The organism is Peribacillus sp. NPDC094092, from assembly GCF_050279365.1.
Classification (GTDB): Bacteria; Bacillota; Bacilli; order Bacillales; family DSM-1321; genus Peribacillus.
Genome location: NZ_JBNNUC010000009.1, coordinates 65,508 through 86,908 on the forward strand (window position 1 = coordinate 65,508; position 21,401 = coordinate 86,908).

General features: G+C 38.5%; 14 protein-coding genes and 1 pseudogene. All 15 read right to left on the reverse strand.

Annotated elements, in window-relative coordinates:
• Positions 1-1,356: 1,356 nt before the first annotated feature.
• Positions 1,357-2,064, reverse strand: a complete 708-nt coding sequence (locus ACQKNS_RS25470; protein WP_427646014.1) for a hypothetical protein — start codon at positions 2,062-2,064, stop codon at positions 1,357-1,359.
• Positions 2,065-2,476: 412 nt separating this feature from the next.
• A pseudogene (locus ACQKNS_RS25475) lies at positions 2,477-2,644 on the reverse strand (ATP-binding protein); the annotation flags it as partial.
• Positions 2,625-2,933, reverse strand: a complete 309-nt coding sequence (locus ACQKNS_RS25480) for a hypothetical protein (RefSeq protein ID WP_427646015.1) — start codon at positions 2,931-2,933, stop codon at positions 2,625-2,627. The pseudogene ACQKNS_RS25475 and the gene ACQKNS_RS25480, both read right to left, overlap by 20 nt.
• Positions 2,934-3,507: 574 nt before the next feature.
• Positions 3,508-4,839, reverse strand: a complete 1,332-nt coding sequence (locus ACQKNS_RS25485; RefSeq protein ID WP_427646016.1) for a peptide MFS transporter — start codon at positions 4,837-4,839, stop codon at positions 3,508-3,510.
• A gap of 405 nt (positions 4,840-5,244) precedes the next feature.
• Positions 5,245-5,880: a response regulator gene (locus ACQKNS_RS25490; protein ID WP_427646017.1), complete on the reverse strand. Its 636-nt coding sequence runs from the start codon at positions 5,878-5,880 to the stop codon at positions 5,245-5,247.
• Positions 5,877-7,217, reverse strand: a complete 1,341-nt coding sequence (locus ACQKNS_RS25495; RefSeq protein WP_427646018.1) for a sensor histidine kinase — start codon at positions 7,215-7,217, stop codon at positions 5,877-5,879. The genes ACQKNS_RS25490 and ACQKNS_RS25495 overlap by 4 nt, the downstream gene beginning before the upstream one ends.
• Positions 7,218-7,326: 109 nt before the next feature.
• Entirely contained in the window at positions 7,327-8,196 is an 870-nt protein-coding gene (locus ACQKNS_RS25500; RefSeq protein WP_427646019.1) for a MurR/RpiR family transcriptional regulator, read from the reverse strand.
• A 545-nt stretch (positions 8,197-8,741) separates the two neighbouring features.
• On the reverse strand, positions 8,742-9,644 hold the full coding sequence (locus ACQKNS_RS25505) for a DMT family transporter (RefSeq protein WP_427646020.1): 903 nt from the start codon (positions 9,642-9,644) through the stop codon (positions 8,742-8,744).
• Between the two features lie 674 nt (positions 9,645-10,318).
• Complete coding sequence (locus ACQKNS_RS25510; protein ID WP_427646021.1) at positions 10,319-11,695, reverse strand: MFS transporter; 1,377 nt, start codon at positions 11,693-11,695, stop codon at positions 10,319-10,321.
• Positions 11,696-12,107: 412 nt separating this feature from the next.
• On the reverse strand, positions 12,108-13,499 hold the full coding sequence (locus ACQKNS_RS25515) for a flavin monoamine oxidase family protein (RefSeq protein ID WP_427646022.1): 1,392 nt from the start codon (positions 13,497-13,499) through the stop codon (positions 12,108-12,110).
• A 45-nt stretch (positions 13,500-13,544) separates the two neighbouring features.
• A complete protein-coding gene (gene dapA / locus ACQKNS_RS25520) occupies positions 13,545-14,447 on the reverse strand; it encodes a 4-hydroxy-tetrahydrodipicolinate synthase (protein ID WP_427646023.1) in 903 nt (300 codons plus the stop codon).
• A 140-nt stretch (positions 14,448-14,587) separates the two neighbouring features.
• Complete coding sequence (locus ACQKNS_RS25525; protein ID WP_427646024.1) at positions 14,588-16,081, reverse strand: aldehyde dehydrogenase family protein; 1,494 nt, start codon at positions 16,079-16,081, stop codon at positions 14,588-14,590.
• 648 nt (positions 16,082-16,729) lie between these two features.
• The gene (locus ACQKNS_RS25530; RefSeq protein ID WP_427646025.1) at positions 16,730-18,463 is read right to left on the reverse strand and encodes an amidohydrolase; all 1,734 of its coding nucleotides are present in this window, start codon (positions 18,461-18,463) and stop codon (positions 16,730-16,732) included.
• A 635-nt stretch (positions 18,464-19,098) separates the two neighbouring features.
• Positions 19,099-19,788, reverse strand: coding sequence for a TetR family transcriptional regulator (locus ACQKNS_RS25535; RefSeq protein WP_427646026.1), 690 nt, complete (start codon positions 19,786-19,788; stop codon positions 19,099-19,101).
• Between the two features lie 310 nt (positions 19,789-20,098).
• Positions 20,099-21,391, reverse strand: a complete 1,293-nt coding sequence (locus tag ACQKNS_RS25540; RefSeq protein WP_427646027.1) for an MFS transporter — start codon at positions 21,389-21,391, stop codon at positions 20,099-20,101.
• Between the last annotated feature and the right edge of the window lie 10 nt (positions 21,392-21,401).

The window sequence follows — 21,401 nt, forward strand, 5'->3', positions numbered from 1 at the left end:
TTAAGCTCTCTCTTAATTAAATGAGAACATGGGGTAATTTTCACTGTATCGGGTACCGCTATCTCTGTTTCATTGGTTCCATCCAATCTTTCTTTTTCTTGATATAAGTGTCTCTTGCTTTATCGTTTAGGGGTTGCCCGTATCGCGTATCGCTTTAGGCGTTTCAATATCGGATTGAACGAAAGGGAACACTTTTCCATATTTTAACAATAAATATCCACTTCGTTTTAAGAGTATTTAACTTACTTTCGAACATTGATTTTACATCTGCCACTTCCTTGGAAGAAAACGCTCATTCATTCGGAGTATATCTTGTCGCATATCAGACCTCCCTTTCTATTAAGATAAAGTTCCTATGGATTTATTTTCATGTTATATCGCCCAGCGATACGAAACACACAAAAGAACCGATAAGCCTCTTTCTTGAGGAACACTATTAGGGACATAGATCTTGCTGGAGCTTCCAAAGCGTTGTTTTAAGCTGAGAAATAACCTTTGTTTGTGGACGTTCATTTTACGCGTAGCTGGAGTTCATTGATTAAAACAATTAAAATCTATTTTATTTGCTTGGAATTAAGGGTTAAGTTGTCATATATATCGGGTATCGCTATCTCTGTTTTATTAGATTCATCTACACACGGTCTTTAGCTGTATCCCCTAGAGACTTGCCCGTATCGCGTAACGCTATGTGCGATTCGATGTCAGATTGAATAAAGATAGGCTACCGCCATCTTAAAAACTCATATCCGTTTGGTACTAAGTTTTGACCCTACTGTTGAACAGTGGGTGTTGCATCCCCATTTCTTCCAATCCTCGGAAAAGAATACCCGTTCATTAGGGTGTATATCATGTTTGCATATCGAACGGCGCATTTCTATTAAACCTAAATGTTTCGAATTTATTTGCAAGCTATATCACCCAGCGATACGAAACACACAAAAAAAGCTGTCTGGAGCAACTCTAGTAAGGATGACTCTTGTTTTTGAATGCAAGTTCTTAGCCGCCTCAACTCCAATTTTTTCAAACTGCCTTTTTGCTTGCTACAAATTGTGTAGTTCGTTTTAGATGCATATCGCTATAACAAATCTCCAATGAATTTCAATTGAGCCTTCAATCCCCTTTGGCAGAACGTCCGATACATTGGCACCGCCGAACTCTTACATAGCAGGCACCAATTCCTGTGAATTTGAAATATTCTTTCTTAATTCTGTGTTTTAACTACGCGAATCATATACGGCACTATGATTTTTTATAGTTTTGTGGATTCGCATCTCAATGCTTTTATCCATCATTATTTAATTAAAAAATATTTATCAAATGTTTCTACAATACACAGCTAGGCAAAAAACAGTCACCTTATTTTTTGAATAAGGAGAAAAGCACCCGCCATTTTTCGGAACGCTTTTGTATCGTCACTTCTAAACGTTTATTAAATTCATTTTGTGAACTCCATTCTTTTTTCTGTTCGTCCCGCATATTTTGTATTTCTTTTTGTAAGAGTTCACTTTTTTGTTTTTCTTGTTCCAGCAATGTTTCGTAATGGGTTTTTTGTTGTTCAGTTAATTGTTCAATTTTAGCATTAGTTCTTTGCGCTGAATTTCCAATACTAGAACTTATAATATGATGATCCTGCTGGAGCCGGGAAACCTTTGTTTTAAGCTCTGACATATCGTTTGTCAGTTGGACATTCATTTCACGTGTGGCTGCGAGTTCATTGACTAAAAACATTAGGGCCTCGTTTAATTGATTGGGGTCGTGGGGTAAATTTTCATATGTATCGGGTATCGCTATCTGTGTTTCATTGGATGCTTCTAATCTTTCTTTTTGTTCAAATACAAGGTCTTTAGCTGTATCGTCTAAGGGCTTATCCGTATCGCGTAGCGCTACAAGCGCTACGATGTCAGATTGAACAAAGATACGTCGATCTCCATCTTTCAAAAACTCATATCCATTCCGCTCTAAGATTTGACCATACTTTCGAACAGTGGGAGTTGCAATCCCCACTTCTTCTGCCACTTCCTTGGATGAGAAAGCTCGTTCATTCAGTTTTATATCACGTCGCATATCGGACCTCTTTTCTATAGCTGGTTGTATCTGTAGTCTACCTGACCTTAAATTTTCTGTCTAGATGAGTATAGCCTATCAAGAAGTTGTTAAGGATACCGATGTCACCTCACGCTGTAAAACTTGTGAAAGCAGCGGAATAGACATCTCACCTATTGATTCCCCATCAGTTGCAAGATAAGGTGCACGAGCTTCCTTTTTCTCAGTTTGAACAAAATATTGTGTTAACTCAAAATAAATAAAATAGTTTTAAGACAATAATAAAACAATAACAGAGCAAAAAATGATACAGATGTATTCTTGATCTACATATCTGCATATTCGTAATATACATTTTTCCCTTTTGATTTCAGACAAAATAAAAAGCATTCCACATTACAGCGAAATGCTCTATAACTATAAACTACGAGTGCTATTTATCTTTTATGGGGATTCTAATAATAAACATACTTCCCTTACCTATTTCGCTGGAAACTAGAATAGTTCCCTGATAGCTCTCCACAATCCACTTTGCAATGGCGAGTCCAAGTCCATGCCCGCCGGCTTGCCTTGTCCTTGCTTTATCGGCCCGATAAAAACGTTGTCTCCTTTTTATTAACGATATTTTTTTCCCATTGATCTAAAACATTTGTATTTGGGTTCGATGAGGGTCTGTATGAACTCACTAAGGAAGTATCAATAAATTGTTCCAAGGCAGAAGTCTTTGATTTTTTTCTTAGCCACTTGACTGCCAGAATTAAAGCGGCCATGCCTAGAATAAGGAATAATACTAACCAGAGCCATGTAAATCCATCATGGTGGTGGCCCATCATGTGATGTGGTCCCATACCTTTTTGGCCCATGTCCATCCCTACCTTCAGCAAGAGCATTTAAACCTCCGAATAGATAGTGGAATACATTGATGACCAGGACCATGGAGGCAATAGTTCCGGCCCAGAATATACCTTTTTTCACGTTTGAAGTCATCGCGTTCTTTTCTCCTTTCGTTCTTGATGTTTGTAGTTTAGTAGAGTTTGGTGAAAACTGGTGAAAATAAAGCCAGTGAAATGATTTTTTGAAAAAAATATAGAAGTCCTTAGCATCCATTTTAAATACACACAATTATGTGCAGAGAGCTAATACTTTACAAAAGCTCCCTCATTTATTGATGCAAAAAGAAGCCTTTGCTCGTGTTGAGCAAAGGCTTCTTTTTGTTCAGTTTCTTCTATTGTTTTCGAAACTTACCATAGTCCGTATTGGGGATGGATTTCCTGCACCGAAACCGGTTATCCATCGCATTCTCTTAAAAGAAAGATGATTATGTTTCATAAGAGTCATTCCTTTCTGGTTTTGGGTCGTTGTGGATATTCCTCTTACACCTATTCTTTTATTTTTTTATACTAAATAAAAAAAGCTCGACCCAAAAGGCACATAATGCGCCTTTTGGGTCAGCTCCTTTTCTCATTATTTCATCAGTTTTGCTACTGGCTTCGAAAGAAACAATAATACAATACCTAAGCCAATTGTTACAAAACCAATTACACTGAAGATTTCCAGGTAGCCTAAAGACTGCGTATATGCAGCTAATTGGCCGGCTACCATATTAGCCACCGCGGAACTTGCAAGCCATACTCCCATTAGAAGTGAGGCAAGCTTGATTGGAGCAATTTTACTTACCATTGATAATCCAACTGGTGAAATCATTAATTCGGCTAATGTATGAAGGAAATACGTTACAATCATGAACAGGATGTTTACTTTCAGCGCTGTATCGTTTCCTGTATACATAACAGCAGGAAGCAATACTAAGAAACCTAAACCAACAGTGACTAAACCAAGAGCCATTTTCGTTGGAGTTTTTAAGTCACCGCGTTTTGAACTGCCAAGCTTGTACCATAAAGCAGACATAATCGGCGCTAAAATCACGATGAATAATGGGTTCAATGATTGGAACCAGGCAGTTGGAACCTCAAAACCAAACACATTCCGGTCAATTTGGTCATTAGCATACAATGTCAATGAACTTCCTGCCTGTTCGAAAGCGGCCCAGAATGCAATAACGAAGACTGCCAAAATCACGATAGCCGCTGTACGTTTTTGTTCCCTTTTCGTTAACGGTGCAGCTGATTTTTGACCAGCTGTAACTTCCGGTTTTCCAGTAGGTTCTTTACCGATATCACCTAAATAGCGATTGCCTAATAAGTTGAAAACTAACTGTCCCACAATCATACCAAGTGCTGCTGTCAAGAATCCATATTTATAGCTCATAAGTCCAACTACCAATGGTGCGAAGAAAGCACCAACGTTAATACCCATATAAAAGATGGTGAAAGCTCCATCACGACGCGGATCGTTGTCTTCATAAAGATCACCAACAATTGTCGAGATGTTTGGCTTGAAGAAACCATTACCGATAATCAACAAACCAAGACCAATGTAAAGCGCTGTCAAACTCTGACTTGCGAATAGCGAAAAGTTGCCAAGAGCCATTAAAATGCCACCAATCGTGATCGCCAATCTTCTTCCTATGAAACGGTCAGTTAAGTATCCGCCAATCATTGGCGTAATATAAACGGCACCAGTAAAGAATCCGTATATGCCCATAGCCGTAGATTTGTCGACGCCAAGACCGCCGTTTACAGCAGTTGCCGTTAAGTAAAGAACAAGAATTGCTCTCATTCCGTAATAACTGAAGCGCTCCCATGCCTCAGTCGCGAACAGCATATACAGTCCAGGAGGATGCTTTTTCCTGGATTGGTTTGGCTGCTGAACATCATTTTTTAACATTGCTTGCATAATAAACCCTCCTAAATATGGTAAAATATCAAACCATCCACCAATCGTTTACATTCACACAATAATAGCCTTTTTTATCAGGTCTACTACGATGATGGCCACGCATGCCATCCAACCCACTATCGGTAAGCGTTTACATTTTTTTATTTTGGCTCTGATGCAATAAGAATCAGATAGCAAAATCTAAATGAACATCAACTTATAAATTCATTCATTTTATTCGAAGACGTTCAATGAAGGCATTTGAATTTTAAAGAATCTTTAGTGTTGTAAAATAATTTTATATTATCAGAAAATATAAAAATACAGAAAAAAAAGAAAAAAAGTCTTGTTGCATTAGCGGTCTGTTCAGCAACGGAGACGCCCATTACAATAAAAAAAACTGCCTTGTATTCAGGCAGTTTTTTAGTCAACAATCCATTGATATAAATTTTTCGGTCTTCCTACTTTTTGATAACTCACAATAATTTCCACTTTTCCTTCTTCAAGTAAATGCATAATATAGCGATAGACGGTCGGATAAGCCAAACCGACTTCTTTAGAAATTGTATCAACAGAAAAAGGTTCACGATTAGAATGTAAAAAATCACTAACGTGACTTAGTGTTCTCTTACTAATTCCCTTTGTAACAAATACATCCTTTTCTTCACTGGATTTTTGCTGTGTAGTTGATTGAGTTAATTTTGCAAGGCGGGCATGCAGTTGAATTCTTGAAATCAGATCAGGCGCTTTTACGGGCTTTAATGCAAAATCCGTTGCGCCCGCTGCAAGAAAGCGATCAGCGATTTCCTGTCGTTCATCGACTGTTAATACAAGAATCGGAACATCAGCATTAAGTTTACGAAGTTCACCCACTGTTTTTATTCCGTCCATTTCCGGCATATGATAATCAACTAAAACAACATCTGCCCCTTTTTCTGCAAACACATTTAACCCTTCTTTTCCGTTGTTACCCGTATCTACATTCCAGCCGGCAAATTCACATATTTCACTTAGCATATATTGAATTGATGCATCATCATCAATAACTAAAATGTTCATCTTGACACACTCCCCTCAGCTAGTTTTATCCAAATTATTGTCCCGTGTCCAAGCTTGCTGTCAATTCCCAATGATGCACCGTGTCCTTTAGCAACTTGTCGTACGAAAGCTAATCCCATCCCTGGATGTGATTTAGTACTATACCCAGCTTTCCATATTTTCTCCTGCTCTTTAGGTGAAATCCCTTTCCCATTATCTGATACGCCCAACCAAAGTTCATTTTCATAGTTTTTTACCTTAAGCATTATCTTGCCATCTTCTATTCCATTCACTGCATCGTAAGCATTGTCAATTAAATTCACCAATGCCCTTGTCATTCGGATTTTATTAATGAAAATCTTAATTTCAGGATCTGTTTGAAAATCTACTTTCAGATCAAGATTTGTCCCGCTCAGTCTGCTTGCTTCGACGTATTCAACTAAATCTTTTATACGGCACCAATGTTTTTTATCATCATATAAAATCTCGGAAATCATGTCGCTGACGGATTGAATCGATGATGAAATCTTTTGACAATATTCTTTAATTTTAGAATCGTCCACTTTCAAACTAATTAAAGAATTTAGCCCCTCAATTGCTGTGAGAGGTGTTTTTAAATCATGGACCAGATATAGTGCTTCCCGTCCTGATCTTGACTGCATTGCTTCCAACTGCGCATAATGAAGCTCTTGCTTTATCCGCCACTTTTGTTCAGCCAATGAAAAATACACAGCTAAAATAACAGCATTTATAACAAAAATTAAACACAACGTTATACTATACAATGTTAAAGATTGCTCAAATCCTATTTGAACTGCTATATCTTTTATTTCCTTTGAAAGCGATCCTAGGCCAAATCCATATTGGGATAAAGAAGGAATCTCATTCAGCCATTCAATCCCAAAGATTAATTGAGAACAAATAATCGTTTTAATAATTGGCTTTAGCCTATCCTTTTCAAAAGCTTGCAATAATAAGATGGCTAACAACAATAACAGAGCATATGCGCTAAATGAGTATGTTAATGAATAATAAGCATTTATCACGATATAATCGAGAGGAATAACAATAAGAGGAATGATGATTTTCAACCATGGACGGTTTAAACGATCACCGATTTCGTCTCCCAATAGCAGTGCACCTATATAATGAAACAAAGCTAAAACTGTATTTAACGACACTAACAAAAAAACGGCAAGCATTAACTTATTTCCTGATTCTTCATCTTCTCTTAATGAAATAAGCAAATCAGTCAGGCCAATTTCGTCAGGACCCAACCACGATAATAAAAATACCCCGAATAACATTACTCCAATTTTCACCCATATTGTCCAAGACTTCATAAGACTAGCTATCATAATCACTTCACCTTTAATAAATTAATCCGCTTATAGAATAGAATGATAACCATTCTTTCGTTTTAGAGAGTCCGTTCTAACATTGGATAAAATAATTGTTTTCTTAGTTTTAATAAGTAAACGTTATATTCTTTTCTATAAGTGTTTTTTCAAGCCTTTTCAGCTTTTTAATCGATTCTTCTGATGACCGCTTACCAATTTCAATTACCAATGCATCTATTAAGGCAATTATAGGTATTACTGAAAATTGTTCTTCACTAACCTCTACTTTCAACGTTACAGACGCATATGAAATAATTGGACATGAGATATGATCTGTTATCAATATAATTTTATTGTCTAGTTCATAGGTCAGCTTAACTGCTTCGATAATTCGATTAGTGTAGGGTTCGAATGCAAAAACCACTAAAGTTTCATCCTTTTCAAATTGCAAGATTCTGTCATAAATCACTTCCGTATCATGGCCCAGCTGCCTTATCTTAGGATAGAACTCCCCAAGCAACAGTTCGAAATATAATGCAGTTGCTTTATACGGCCGGGTACCCAAAACATTGATATAACTTGATTTCATAATGCAATCAACTGCATTTTCGAAATTTTCCATTAAAGTAGAATCTAATGATTTGTCTAATAAATTAACTGATTCTTTCCAAACTTGCACTAAAGTCGGGACCTTCCCCCCTTCTTTTTTTATTTCTGTAAAGGACTTCTTCAATGTCCACTTTGAGACGGAAGGCACCGCTTCATCATAGATATCTTTTCGTAAGTCATTAAAATTTTCATATCCCAAGGCTTCTATCGTACGCACAACAGTTGAAATTCCAATATTGGCATTATTGGCAAGCTCTTTAATTGTTATCAATCCTATTGACTGGTAATTTTTCAGAATATAATCGCATAACTGTCTTTGTTTTTTTGGTAAAGAATCTTTAATATCGACTATTTTATTAATTATTGTTGTCTGATCGTATAAGCTCATTTAAATCCCCTTTCACCTTCAATATGTAGATTATCCGTCAAAATTGATCCACCTTGGGTCCATTATATCTTATATTCAAGAAAATGGCCGGATTCAAAAAGGACACTTCTGAATGGCGCCGGTTCGAATATAAAGTTAATCAGTTCACCTGATTAGCCTATTTTTTATAGGGTGAGGCAGTCAGTGGAATGGATATGTATATGGAAAAATTAAAGTGGTTCTTACGGGAGTTTGGCGAGGAGGCATTTGGTTATTAGATTAGTATAATAACCAAATGTGTTTGTTATTTATGCATTCTCTTCTTGGTTTTCTCCTATTTTAATTTGGGTTCTTACAATATCGAATGACCCTCCGATGATCCTATTCATAACTGCAATTCACAGACGAATCAAAGAGAAATTAAAAAGCATGAGCCCGGTGGATTAACGGGTTCTTGCCTTCAATGCTGCCTGATTAAATAAGATGTAAGAATGGAGATTTTAAATACGATTTATGTATCCTAGAATCATTAAAAGAAGATTGAGATTGAAACCCTTCATTGTATATCAAAGGCTTTTCTTAACTTTAGACCGTCCCCCTGCGACAAGGATTGCTGAATACAAAACCAATGCAATCCCTAACACCTGCCATCCCCGCAGATGTTCCCCCAGAAAGAGTACTCCGGTTACCACTGCGACGATCGGTTCTATCGTTGCTAAAATGGATGCCTTACTGGCTTCCAAATACTTTAGTCCTGATGTGTACAAAACAAAAGCTGCAACCGTTGATACTGACGCTAACAACAACGCTGACATCCAAACATCCGCATATTGAAATTGATCTGTCTTTCTTATTATGTCACTTGTCAATAACATGAAAATGCTCGTATAAAAAAATGTGTACGTTGTAATTGTCAATGCAGAATACCGTTTCGTTACAGGTTTACTGAAAATACTGTACAACGCATAACAAAATCCAGATAGAATCCCCATTAACAAGGTTTTCATAGGTATACTTTCTTGGCCGGCCGGCACTAGACCTACGACAAATGCGCAACCTGTAATAGCAAGAGCAAGTGCCACGCCTTTACGAAAGGTCAAGGGCTCTTTAAAAAAGATCCGAGAAAGGACGGTTACAAACAAGGGACCCGTATATAAAAGTGTTACGGCAAGGGATAAACTCGATTGAGAAAAAACTTCAAAGTAAAAAAAATTAAATAAGGCGATACTAAAGATTCCTGCACCAGCGAAAAATATATGATCTTTTAATCTGGTACGTAACTGATCACGATAAAAAACTGCCGTTATTAGAATTAAGATAACAAAAGTAAAAACACCCCGAATGGCTACTACGTCCCAAGCCGTGAAGCCGCGGGCATACAATGGGGCAATAAATAAACCAATAAGCCCCCAACATACCGCACCAGCAATTGTAATGAAGTAAACTCTCAGGCCCGACAATTTTTTCATATCATTCACCTCCTATTCATCATAATGTTGAGCTTCCATTTTGTATTAATGCACCAGGTTAAAGCAAGACAACATCTCCATCTTCTGGAGTTCGGCACCATAAATGGAACTTCAAATTTAAAGCCACCTATCCGTCTAAGCGGAAGATGACTGGTGGTTTTAATAGATGCAGAGATTTTTTTGAACGGGAAGCAGAGCCAAATGTCATGATGAGTCCTGATCCCCCTCCTCCTTCTGTTCATGATAATGGATATGTTGTCCACTCAATAAACCAATTTAGAATGTTATAAGCTACAGCTAAATCAACAACCCACATTTTCCCATTAGGTGGATATGATTCGCTGCACAAGCATCAAACGTGCCATATTGAGTGCAATCAAAACTATTCAGTATAATAATAGCAATTTTTCGAAAATTATTCACGGCCGACCAACCCAAGTCTAGGATTTCGTTTGTTTTATTTAGCAGGAATCAGCTAGGTATCCCCCGTAACGATTCATCCAATAGGAAGGCCTCCCTGTACTGAGCTTCCCGCAATGCTTGGCTGACATTCCAGTTGTAAATCTTTTCCCATAAATAGTATGAGTCCGGCCAGTCACTTTACCACTAGCCGGGTCAAACCGAATCATTTAAAACTAACTCTAGTTTTCGCTGTTCTAAAAAGTTTCCCTTTTCTAATTAATGTATTTTTTCGTTGCGTAGCCGTCTTGTCTTTTGTTTCCCGATTTGTTGATGGAGCTGGTTTGCGTTAAACTCATATTTTTTGTTTCCGGAGCCATGAAGAGGGAGACTAAGAATCCAATGAAAAACAAAGCCCCACAAATATACAACGTAGCTGCCAACCCATAATTCTCTAAAATGAAGGGGAAGAAAAACGTACCAATGGCAGAGGCGATACGGGTTACTCCCGTGATAAAGCCCATTGCCGTACCACGGATATGGGTTGGGAAAAGCTCGTTCGGATAGATCCAATCATGAGCTCCCATCGCAGTATTGAACGTTCCATATATGATAAAGAGAACCAGGATAAAAACAAACGATGTATTCAATCCAGAGGTTGCTCCCAGTACGAATAAAGAGATGGCAGATACAAAAAACGGAACAATGAGTGTAGGTCTTCTTCCGAATTTTTCGATTAAATAAAGGGCAGGAATCAAGCCGACAAGATAGACGATATTAATGACTGCCGACCCCAGATATTCCCTCGTTCCATTAGCAAAACCAAATTGTGCAAGGATCTCAGGGATATAGGTCCCTATTCCAAATGTCGGAATAACTTGAAGCGACCAAAAAGCTGACACGAAAAATATCCATTTTCCATAACCATTTCGAAACATTTCGAGAAAGGTGGTTTTCTCCTTGGTCTCTGGCTCATTTGACATGACGACATGATCCCCGAATATTTTCCGAACAATAGCGTTTGCTTCTTTTTGTCTTCCTTTGCTAGCCAGCCAAAGAGGGGATTCTGGCATATTTAAACGTGCGATAAGCATGAGGATTACTGGAACAGCACTGCTTAAAAGCATCCATCTCCAGCTCGTGTCACCTACGGACAGCAATAAGAAACCGACCAAATAGGAAATGGCGTAACCGACATACCAAAGTCCATTAAGCCCTCCAAGCAAGGAACCACGATTTTTTTTCGGAGAAAATTCCGCCATCAAGGCTCCTGCAATAGGGTAATCCGCACCGATTGCAACACCTAAAATAAATCGTAAAATGACTAACTGTATGGGATCGTTGATAAAAAACTGAAGGATTGATACAATAGCCATGATAAGCATATCGATGAGAAACATCTTCTTCCGGCCAATGAGGTCAGTTAGATAGCCCCCTATTACACCACCAGCAAACATCCCCGCAAGAGTTGCCATCCCAATCAGCCCCATCATGGTTAAAGACATATCGAATTGGGACTGCATGGCAGAAAGTGCTACCGCAATAATTCCGATAATATACCCATCGATGAAAGTACTCCCACTGGCGTAGGCAAACATTTTAAAATGGAATCCACTTAAAGGAAGATCTTCCATAGTCCGGACTTTATTCATAAATTCCCTCCCAATTATTACTAATAGTTTTTATTTCGATTCATCTGTTCCTAATAGCGAAATATACCTTTGCCAAAAAGATAGCGCTTGCATTTTGCGCATCACTTTCGACATATCGTAAGACTGGATTTAATAGAAGTCACGTTGGATTTAACAACGACCTTTTTCAGTCCATACTGCTCCTGAAAGAATGGATAAAGAAGTGGATGCATTTAAAATGGTTAAATATTTATAATACCTTCAATTGACAATTTCCGAGTGTGCCAAGAAGTGTAACCAGAACGGGGCTTCACCGGGAATACGCACCGGGAAAGACTCCTTTTCTGTCTCAAGAGCAAGAAAAGGAATTCCGGCGAATGAACGGACGAAGATTTAGCCGTAATTTAATTGATTCTCTCATCAATACTGGTAATTAATTAGAAGCCACAGTCTTGAATTTCTTCTCTTTTTGGGATGCAAGAAGCTCGAAATCCAGGAAGCTATTAATACTCTGGGCTGCAGTGAATCCTGTTTGAATAGCTGTTTCCGTATAATAGGAGCCTAAATAATCACCTGCTAAGAACAATCGACCCGCAGATTTTGTTAAAGCTGGTTGTATTTCTGCACGACCTGGAAAAATATAAGCTGATCCGAATGGAAATTTTTCCACTTGAGCCTCCACTACATGATCACTAAAACCAGGAAATATTTCATTTAAATCATTCAAATATATTTGAATGATTTCCTCATTAGATTTATCCATTAGCCGCCGCCCACTTTCCCCCGGTGAAAATGTCATAAGACTACTACCTGGCTGTCTCTCAGTTTCTATTGAACGGACTAGATTAGATTGATGAAGAATAATGTCAAACGACCTTTTAGGCGTAGCAAAAGAATATACATTATCCCAAACTTGAGGTCCTGTTTCATTTGTTAAAAATGCTGCACTAACATGTGGACCATATTTAACCTTGCCAAGAGCGTCTGCGATTTCCGGATCAATGTTTTTCGCTATATTTTTTGTAATTGTGGCAGGAGTCGCGAGGACTGCATAACGTGCTTCCACCACATACTTCACGCCATTTTGAGTATAGTGTACGACAACAGAGTCTTCTTTCTGAAGAACTTCTGAAACTTTTGCATTCAGTTGAGCACGTTCATCTAATGTTGTTGCAATCGTGTTCGTAAGCGTTGATGCTCCCCCGACAATATTTCTCCCTAACCCATCATCTTTGTTCCATACAGTGTGGAAATATCCTACACCTGATCCTGCAGTCATTGTTTCGGGACTGCCAGTCGAACGGCTAACTGTAGGTCTAAAAATTGCATCTGCATCTGGTGGTAATTTACCAGTAAATTCGGCGAAGGTTTGATCACCCATAAATTCTAAAATTCTTTGTTGCCGAACCCTATAGTCCTCTCCCGGACGTTTTTTTGCTACTTTGCCATACTTGATAACAGCTGCACGCACTTTGGCACCTGCACGTATCATGGCAAGTCTAGCTTTCCATGCCATAGGGGCCCTAAATGGATACAGTTCAACTGGTCCATCTAAAAGCAATTTCCCATTCAAAGACATTGCAGTTAAAATTCCTGGTACAGGTAATGCAGTTATTCCTACAGATTGAAATAATTCATCTGTAGCCGAACCAGCTCCGGCATATAGATGTCCGCCCCAATTTAACCAATAATCCCCCCGGCGTTCAGATCGTACACGCCCACCAATACGATCATCTGATTCTAAAAGTAAAATATCATGGTGTTTAAGGCGCCAGGCAGCGGACAAACCAGCAAGTCCACCGCCTATTATAATTACATCTTTCATTGGATTTCCTCCCATCCCTAGTGGATTTATATTCTCCTAATTTATTTAATGTTGTTTCACTCCTAGTTCCCCTAATTCATTTAATACTGATTCAATTTTTGATTTGAACTTTTCGGAAGCTGGCACTAACGGTAATCTGCTTGATCCTCCTGATAATCCTAGTGCTTCCAAGCCTGCCTTTACTGTTCCTGGAATCGTTTCTTCTTCAATAGCATTATATAAAACTAGCAATTCCTGATTTAATTTAGTCGCTTCTTTTAAATTGTTTTCATTTACGATCAAATCATATAGTTTCGCTATTTTTTTCGGAGCCAAGTTGTGGACTACTCCAATAGCACCATGTCCCCCTAGTGCCAATGTAGGTAAGATCAAATGCTCAAATCCAGTTAGGACCGCGAAGTTCGGATTGTCTTTTGTCAATGCAATAAGCTTAGAGGTATGCTGTCCGTCAGCAGTATTTTTAATACCCACAATTCCATCTATTTGACTTATTTCATTAATTAATTCCGGATCAAGTTCAACGCCTGTAGCATCTGGATAATGATAGATTACAATTCCAATGCTAGAGTTTTCCGCTACTGCCTTGTAATGATCAATGATTCCTTGTCTGCTAGTTGTCATATAATAAGGATTAATGACCAAGGCACAATCTGCACCAACTTCAGCTGCGTATTTAGTAAGTTCAATTGTATCTTCTGTTCGATGGCATCCTGTACCCGCCATGACAGGTAATCTGCCGTTTGATGTTTCACACACAAATTTAATTACTTCTTTTCGTTCTTCCATGCTCATTAGTGAGTATTCTCCAGTACTTCCTCCCACTAAAAGACAGTTCATTCCTCCATCTATCAAATGTTCTATTAGCTTTTCAAGCCCCTTATAATCAATACTGTTATCCTCATTCATAGGTGTTGGCAAAGCTGGAATCATTCCAAAAGGTTTATACATAATTATCCTCCTCATAAATGTTAATTAAACAGAAAACCTATCAATTGATTTCTTATACTTGATAAAACACTTGGAAAAACTGCATCTATCTATATAGGTGTGTAGCTATCACGGATTTGCATGATTCAAAAATCCACCGTCTACTTTTGCTTAATATTCACATATACACTTTTCACTTCCGTGTAGTTCTCCAAGCCATACTCTCCGCCCATTTCGCGTCCAATGCCAGATTGTTTGTAACCGCCGAACGGCATTGACTCCCATTCAAGACCAACATCATTAATCCAAACTGTACCGGCTTGTAGTTTACGGGAAATATAGTGACCGGTTTTGATATTTTCTGTCCAAATACTAGCTGCTAAACCATAATCACTATCATTTGCTCTTTTAATAACTTCTTCAACAGTATCAAAAACCAAAACCGACATTACTGGACCAAAGATTTCTTCACGGGCTATGGCCATGTCATCTTCTACATCCGCAAAAATCGCTGGTTGAACGAAATAGCCTTTATTAAATGCCTTTTTGTCTCCCGTAACAAGCCGTGCGCCTTCCCTTTTTCCTTGCTCGATGTAGTCAAGAACAGTTTGTTGCTGTTTTGCCGATACGAGGGGACCCATATCTGTTTCCGGAGCCATTCCCGGGCCAAGTTTCAACGTGTTCACACGTTCTGCCAATGCCTGCACAACCTGTTCATAATGTTTACGATGAACATAGATACGTGTGCAAGCACTACAGTTTTGTCCATGGTTGTACATCGTGCCATTGAATGCCCCTTCAATCGCTTCTTCTAGGTTGGCATCCTCCAGGATGATTGCCGGTGATTTACCACCTAGTTCGAGGGTGACTCCTTTGATTTGATCTGCAGCTTTCTTCATGACTTCTTTTCCGACGGCTGTTGATCCAGTGAACGACAATTTGTCCACCATTTTATGAGTGATAATCGCTTCCCCAGCAACTCTGCCAGAGCCAGGAGTGATGTTAACTACGCCGTCCGGAAAACCAGCTTCTTTGAACAGTTTTGCTATATAGAGTAAAGAAAGTGGTGTTTCACTTGCTGGTTTAATAACCACTGTACAGCCAACTGCCAGAGCAGATCCCAGCTTCCAGGCAGCCATCAAAAGAGGAAAGTTCCAAGGAATGATCTGGCCTACAACCCCAGCAGGTTCATGCACAGTGTAATTCACATATTCCGGCGATACTTGTGTCGTTTTTCCTTGGATTTTCGTTGCGAAACCAGAGTAATACCTGAAGTGTTGGATTGACCCATCAACATCATCTGTTAATGCAACTTTATATGGCTTACCGTTATCAAGGGACTCAAGTTGCGCAAGCTCTTCACGGTTTTCTTCCAAAAGATCTGCGAACTTATAAAGAAGATGCGATCGTGTAGCCGCTTTCATTTCTGACCATTCACCTTCATCGAATGCTTTTCTTGCAGCTCGTACGGCAATATCGATATCTTCAGTTTGTGCTTCGCTAACTTGTGCAATCACTTCTTCATTAGCAGGGTTAATGACATCGAATGTTTCTCCACTAACCGCTGGTACGTATTCTCCATTAATATAAAGACCGATAAATCCCTCCAGGAATTTTTTTACTTTCGGCTTTAAATTGTAATCAATTGCCTCCATTTTATTTACCTCTCCTTTTAGTTTTAAAATTTTCTGTTTTAAAACGATAAATAACTGAATTTTTCAAATTATTTATTAAAACAAATCTTACCAACAAAACGAATGGTTGTAAACCACTTTTTAAAAAAGGGAATATATTTATTCATTTTTATCATTCACAACGCCTTACATTCGGGGATAGGAAACCAAGGTTATCGTGGAAAAGGTGTGCAGCCTATGTAAAAAAATCGTTTGCTTTTAAATCCACGATTTTTTAGAAAAATACCTGGTTCACTTGTTTTATATAGCCATCTAAAGTCCTTATTGCACTAAACCGCACCGATATTTGCATAAAGAAAGAGCTGCCTTAAAGACAGCTCTGATTCTATGCTAAAGTACCCGTTAAGTTCATTAGGATAAGCGATTCTATTAAAGAATCCCGTCCTTTTCTTGAATAAGCACACAACAGTCAAAGGGCTTCAACCTTAGGATTTCTCCACCAGTTGACTGTCATTATCGAGCGAGCGTCTTGGCATTTACTCGGGTTGTACTTTCGCCACTGGCAAATTAACGGCTTGCTGGGCAAGCAGGAAGCAAAGAGACGGTTTCTTGTGCTTCACCAGCAAGTGAATGAAGCAGCAGAACCGTCCCGTGCATCCTATCCTTCATTTAATTTTCATAGATAACCTTATCGTTCACTATTGTCTTAAGTACTTTGATTTCTTTGATTTTTATAGGGTCAATTTTTAACGGATTTTCTTCCAGAACAACAAAGTCCGCAAATTTCCCTTTTTCGATTGAGCCTTTTTCATTTTCTTCGAAGTTTTGCCATGCTGCATCACTTGTTACTGCGCGAAGTGCCTCTAATGGCGTGATTCTTTGCTCCGGACCAATCACCTTGCCGCTTCTTGAAGTCCGGTTAACAGCAGACCATACTGCCTGCAGCGGGTCCATTGGGGTAATATGGGAATCAAGATGAATGCTAAATTTAATACCACGATCAATGGAAGATTTAAGAGGGCTCATCATAGCGGCCCGCTCAGGCCCCATGAATATATCCCTGTGCTGATCGCCCCAAAAGAAGGTATGGGAAACAAAATATGATGGTGTAACACCCAGTTTCTTCATTTCATCCAATTGATCTATTCTAGCCATTTGGGCATGCTCAATACGATGACGGGCATCCTTACGCGGATACTCCTCCTGGGCAGTACGGAAGGCGTAAAGAATATCATCAATCGCTGCGTCTCCGTTACCATGGATCGCAATTTGGTACCCAGCCCTATGCAAATCCACTACTCGCTTCGTTAATTCCTCTCGACTTGTCGCCGGATATCCCCGATAATTCGGATCATCTCCCGGAGGCACGTGGTACGGTTTACTTAAATAGCCGGTGTACCCTTGAATGGATCCATCATGGGACAGCTTCACTGGGCCAAGCTTCAGCATATCACTGCCGAAACCTGTTACAATACCGCCTAATTCACCAGGGGTTATAGCTCCACCAAACCCGGCACCCATGGCTGTAACCCTTAACGGCAGCAAACCTTGCTTCTGATATCTTTGTAAATCAATAAGACCCTGTTTATTCGCCCCAGCTATAATCGAGGTCGTTACACCTTTTGAAATATAATCCTGGACTGCCTTTTTAAACGCTGTAAGATTTTCCTCTTCTGTAACAACAGGAATATGCTTGCTTACAAGACCTATAGCAGATTCCTCTAATACCCCAGTCGGTTCTCCTGTCTTTGGGTCTCTTACGATTACCCCACCAGATGGATCAGGAGTATCTTTTGTAATTCCTGCCAATTTAAGCGCAACACTATTAGCAACTGCCAAATGTCCGGAAGTATGTCCGATATAGATTGGATGCTCCGTTGATACCTTATCCAGATTTTCACGTGTCGGGTGACGCCCTTCCGCTAAAAGTGTCTGATCGTACCCTCGCCCGAGTATCCATTCACCTTCGTGGGTTTCCATAGCTCGATCTTTCAAGGCAATGATCAGATCATCAATATTTTTAATAGGACCTACCGGTGGACTATTTAAATTAACTTGAACAGTCCCATCCATTCCGGAGCTCGGAAAATGACTGTGGGCATCATAGAATCCCGGCAATAACACTTTATTCATTAAATCAACGACTTTTGTGTGCCGTCCCTTTAACTTACCAATTTCCTTATTTGAACCAACGGCAATGATTTTTCCGTCCTTGACTGCTACGGCTTCGGCATTGGTAGCATCTTTGTCCATGGTGATAACTTTTCCGTTAAAGTAAACAGTGTCAGCTGCAAGAGAATCAAGGTGGCCTGGAAGTGTACCTGAAGAAAAGCCTACTAATGCAAGCACAAAAACTAGGGAGAAGATAAACAAATTTCTTTTACTTAAAAAATTTCTTTTCAAGAAAAAACCCCTTTTCTGTTTTAAGATCCTATCCATAACACCTCTTGATTTATGCCATATACACCGATGATGTTCTAAGAAATATTTCATTTAAACAATCTGAAAGAGCCCCCCTCCTAAATGCTGTTGAAAAAGTTTCATAACGTCATGATGTCCGTACCAATTTAAATATATTATACTAAATATTCTGAATTTTATATAGGTATTAAATAAAAATGGGGTATTTTTCTCTAAAAATCATTAGGCTGCACCAATTGTTGAACAAAGATCAAACAGCATTGCTGAACTAACATGACTTTTGCTTCATAAAAAAAGAGTAGCAACGATTATCCCTACTGTGAAACTGTTCCACCTGTTCTTTGCCTTGCCTATATAAATTTTTATATTTAACATTTTAATTTCCATTCTTACATAATCAAATGGATTATATTCTATTAAACTAAAACGTTTTTAGGGTCAGCCCTATAAAATTTTTAATTATGAACAAAAAAAGAACCTCTAAAGAGATTCCTAAATGATATTTTTAAAAAGGTCAATCATCTTGTATAATCCTAAATCTCTGTGCTTTTTTCGATGTCGCTGCGAAAACAAATATATCGTAAATTTGTATGTGTCTGAAGGATGGCAAGAGAATGCTACTGCTGATTGGCATGATCCCATTTATTGAAATGAAATAGATTTGCGTTTTGTACAATCTCTGTTATATAGTTCATGGTGATTTTTGCAGCCGTTTGGAAATCGTAACTTTTGCGATTATTTAAAATATTTGTAAACATTCCCTGCCATACTAAAATGGTCAATTCATTAATCGCATCAACGTTTTCCTCTTTAATGTAGCCCTCTCTTAGTGCAATTTCTAAAAAGGATCGCCCTCTTTTTGACACATTACGTTCGAATAGGATAGTCTTTAATTCTTCAGGAATGTTAATCAAATCAGAAGGATAGATTTTATAATAGTCTTCGAGCAGCTTTTCAGGTTGATCAGCTAGGTCCATGATAAAAACCGCATGGAAAATTTGTGGTTGCTGAAAAGAGTGATTACAAAAACATTCCCATGCTAATAAGTACTTTTCAATTGGATCTTTTCCTTTTTCAATATAAACAGCTACCTCATCAGTGTAGCATTTCAGGAATTTCATTGAAGCGAAAAAAATCAAATGGGAGACCTCAGAAAAATAGTTATAAATGGTTGCGCTATTATAGCCCGCTTTATCCGCAACTTTCCTTATTGTTACATTCTCTAAACCTTCTTCTTCGATAATTTCAGCTGTTGCGTCCACAAAGTATTTCCACATGCGGCCCATTTGTATTTCTTTTTTTTTCATATCCATTCCCCTCACATTTTTAAAAAGATATAGGTCCATTTCAATCACTGAACCCTATAAAACAAATCTTTCTGTTTTCTTATCTATATTTTATCGTGGCGTGCTAATCAATAAAGTGCCGATGGATAAATTATACCAAACTATGGCATGGAAGCAGAAAGAACATTAGCGTGCAATAGAAACGTATAAAAATAAAAAGCTGGCAAAAAACAAAACGTTTATCGCCAGCTTCTTTACATTTTTGGGGATCTTAAGAAAACCCCATCTCATTATTCTATCACTTGGCAACCTTTTAATCCTCTTGTTTTTGCTAACTGGCTTTCATTTCTCTCTTCAGAAGCGCAATTTCTTTTCGTTTTTCTTTCGTTACTCTTTGCCAAATTATAGCCGTAATCAACCCAACAATCGTCAAGCCTAATAAAATCGCAAATAATACCTTATAACCATCTGTACCACTCCAGTGGTCCAAACAAGCACCTGCAACAATCGGCATAAAGATCTCTCCGCTATATCCAATAATCATCAAGGGCATGGCAACTGTTCCTGTTGTTTCGACAGGATAGTCTCCTTCCACCAAAATAGCGAAGTGCGTTGCCTGTAATGCATACATTGATATATAAATAATTGCTATGAAAACTAACAGTAATAAGATGAAAGAAGGCTTTCCGGGTAATAAGATGAGAGAAGCTAAACCGATTGCCAGGACACAATAGCCAATTATGACCATATTTGAAATACCAATTCGATCCCCGATAATGCCAGAGCCAAAACTTCCGATTGGGCGACAATATTGTGAAAAGTAACCCAAAGCAGCGGCTATTATTGTTGAAGCACCAAAGGCGGCCGTTGCATAAGGCGTAATATAATAGAAACTATTTATCATCGCATAAGACGTTAAAATAAGAATGGCTGCCAACCAGGTTGTTGGCATTTTGAGAATCCTCAAAAGTATTGCCCAATCAAATTTTTTATTTGCCTTTTCTTTTATTTCATCACTACTGTTGTTACCCTCAGGCTCCTTATAAAGTAACATAATCATGATTCCTAAAAGAATACACATCACGGAATAGAAAATAATCACAGAGGACAATGCCAGCTTGTCACTCAGTTGCTTTGCTAAAAAGGCGAAGAGTCCTAATACTAAAGCAGATTCGATAACTTTGGCGGCACCCCGTCCGCCTTCAAAAAAGCCGAATGCTTTTCCTTGTTCATTTTCAGATGCTAACGAACGGACGGCTTTTATTAACGCTACCCAAAAGGTCATGATGGATGTTATACCCCAAGCTGCATAGATTAGCAGCAACACAGGGTAAGGGGGATACAATAGTAAAGTAAAGCCTAGAATCCCTGTCGCAAGTAAGGATAGTGACAACAAGTGCTTCGTTCTCCATCGATCAGCCACATACCCTCCAAAGATATAGGAAATCAAACAGCAAACTCCATATGCACTGCCAAGCGTACCCATTTGTGTATTGGTTAAGTGAAAGGCATTTAAAAATACATCATAATAATAGTTTCGAAAATAAGGCAATGTATAAATCATTTCACCTGCAATGATTAAAATGACTAGAGTAGGTATATTTTTCCTTAATTTACCCTTCATCTCTTTTCTC

Coding starts and splice junctions, on each gene's coding strand:
- ACQKNS_RS25470 (WP_427646014.1), bottom strand. CDS start 2,064: ATGCGACGTGATATAAAACTGAATGAACGAGCTTTCTCATCCAAGGAA.
- ACQKNS_RS25480 (WP_427646015.1), bottom strand. CDS start 2,933: ATGCTCTTGCTGAAGGTAGGGATGGACATGGGCCAAAAAGGTATGGGA.
- ACQKNS_RS25485 (WP_427646016.1), bottom strand. CDS start 4,839: ATGCAAGCAATGTTAAAAAATGATGTTCAGCAGCCAAACCAATCCAGG.
- ACQKNS_RS25490 (WP_427646017.1), bottom strand. CDS start 5,880: ATGAACATTTTAGTTATTGATGATGATGCATCAATTCAATATATGCTA.
- ACQKNS_RS25495 (WP_427646018.1), bottom strand. CDS start 7,217: ATGATAGCTAGTCTTATGAAGTCTTGGACAATATGGGTGAAAATTGGA.
- ACQKNS_RS25500 (WP_427646019.1), bottom strand. CDS start 8,196: ATGAGCTTATACGATCAGACAACAATAATTAATAAAATAGTCGATATT.
- ACQKNS_RS25505 (WP_427646020.1), bottom strand. CDS start 9,644: ATGAAAAAATTGTCGGGCCTGAGAGTTTACTTCATTACAATTGCTGGT.
- ACQKNS_RS25510 (WP_427646021.1), bottom strand. CDS start 11,695: ATGAATAAAGTCCGGACTATGGAAGATCTTCCTTTAAGTGGATTCCAT.
- ACQKNS_RS25515 (WP_427646022.1), bottom strand. CDS start 13,499: ATGAAAGATGTAATTATAATAGGCGGTGGACTTGCTGGTTTGTCCGCT.
- dapA (WP_427646023.1), bottom strand. CDS start 14,447: ATGTATAAACCTTTTGGAATGATTCCAGCTTTGCCAACACCTATGAAT.
- ACQKNS_RS25525 (WP_427646024.1), bottom strand. CDS start 16,081: ATGGAGGCAATTGATTACAATTTAAAGCCGAAAGTAAAAAAATTCCTG.
- ACQKNS_RS25535 (WP_427646026.1), bottom strand. CDS start 19,788: ATGAAAAAAAAAGAAATACAAATGGGCCGCATGTGGAAATACTTTGTG.
- ACQKNS_RS25540 (WP_427646027.1), bottom strand. CDS start 21,391: ATGAAGGGTAAATTAAGGAAAAATATACCTACTCTAGTCATTTTAATC.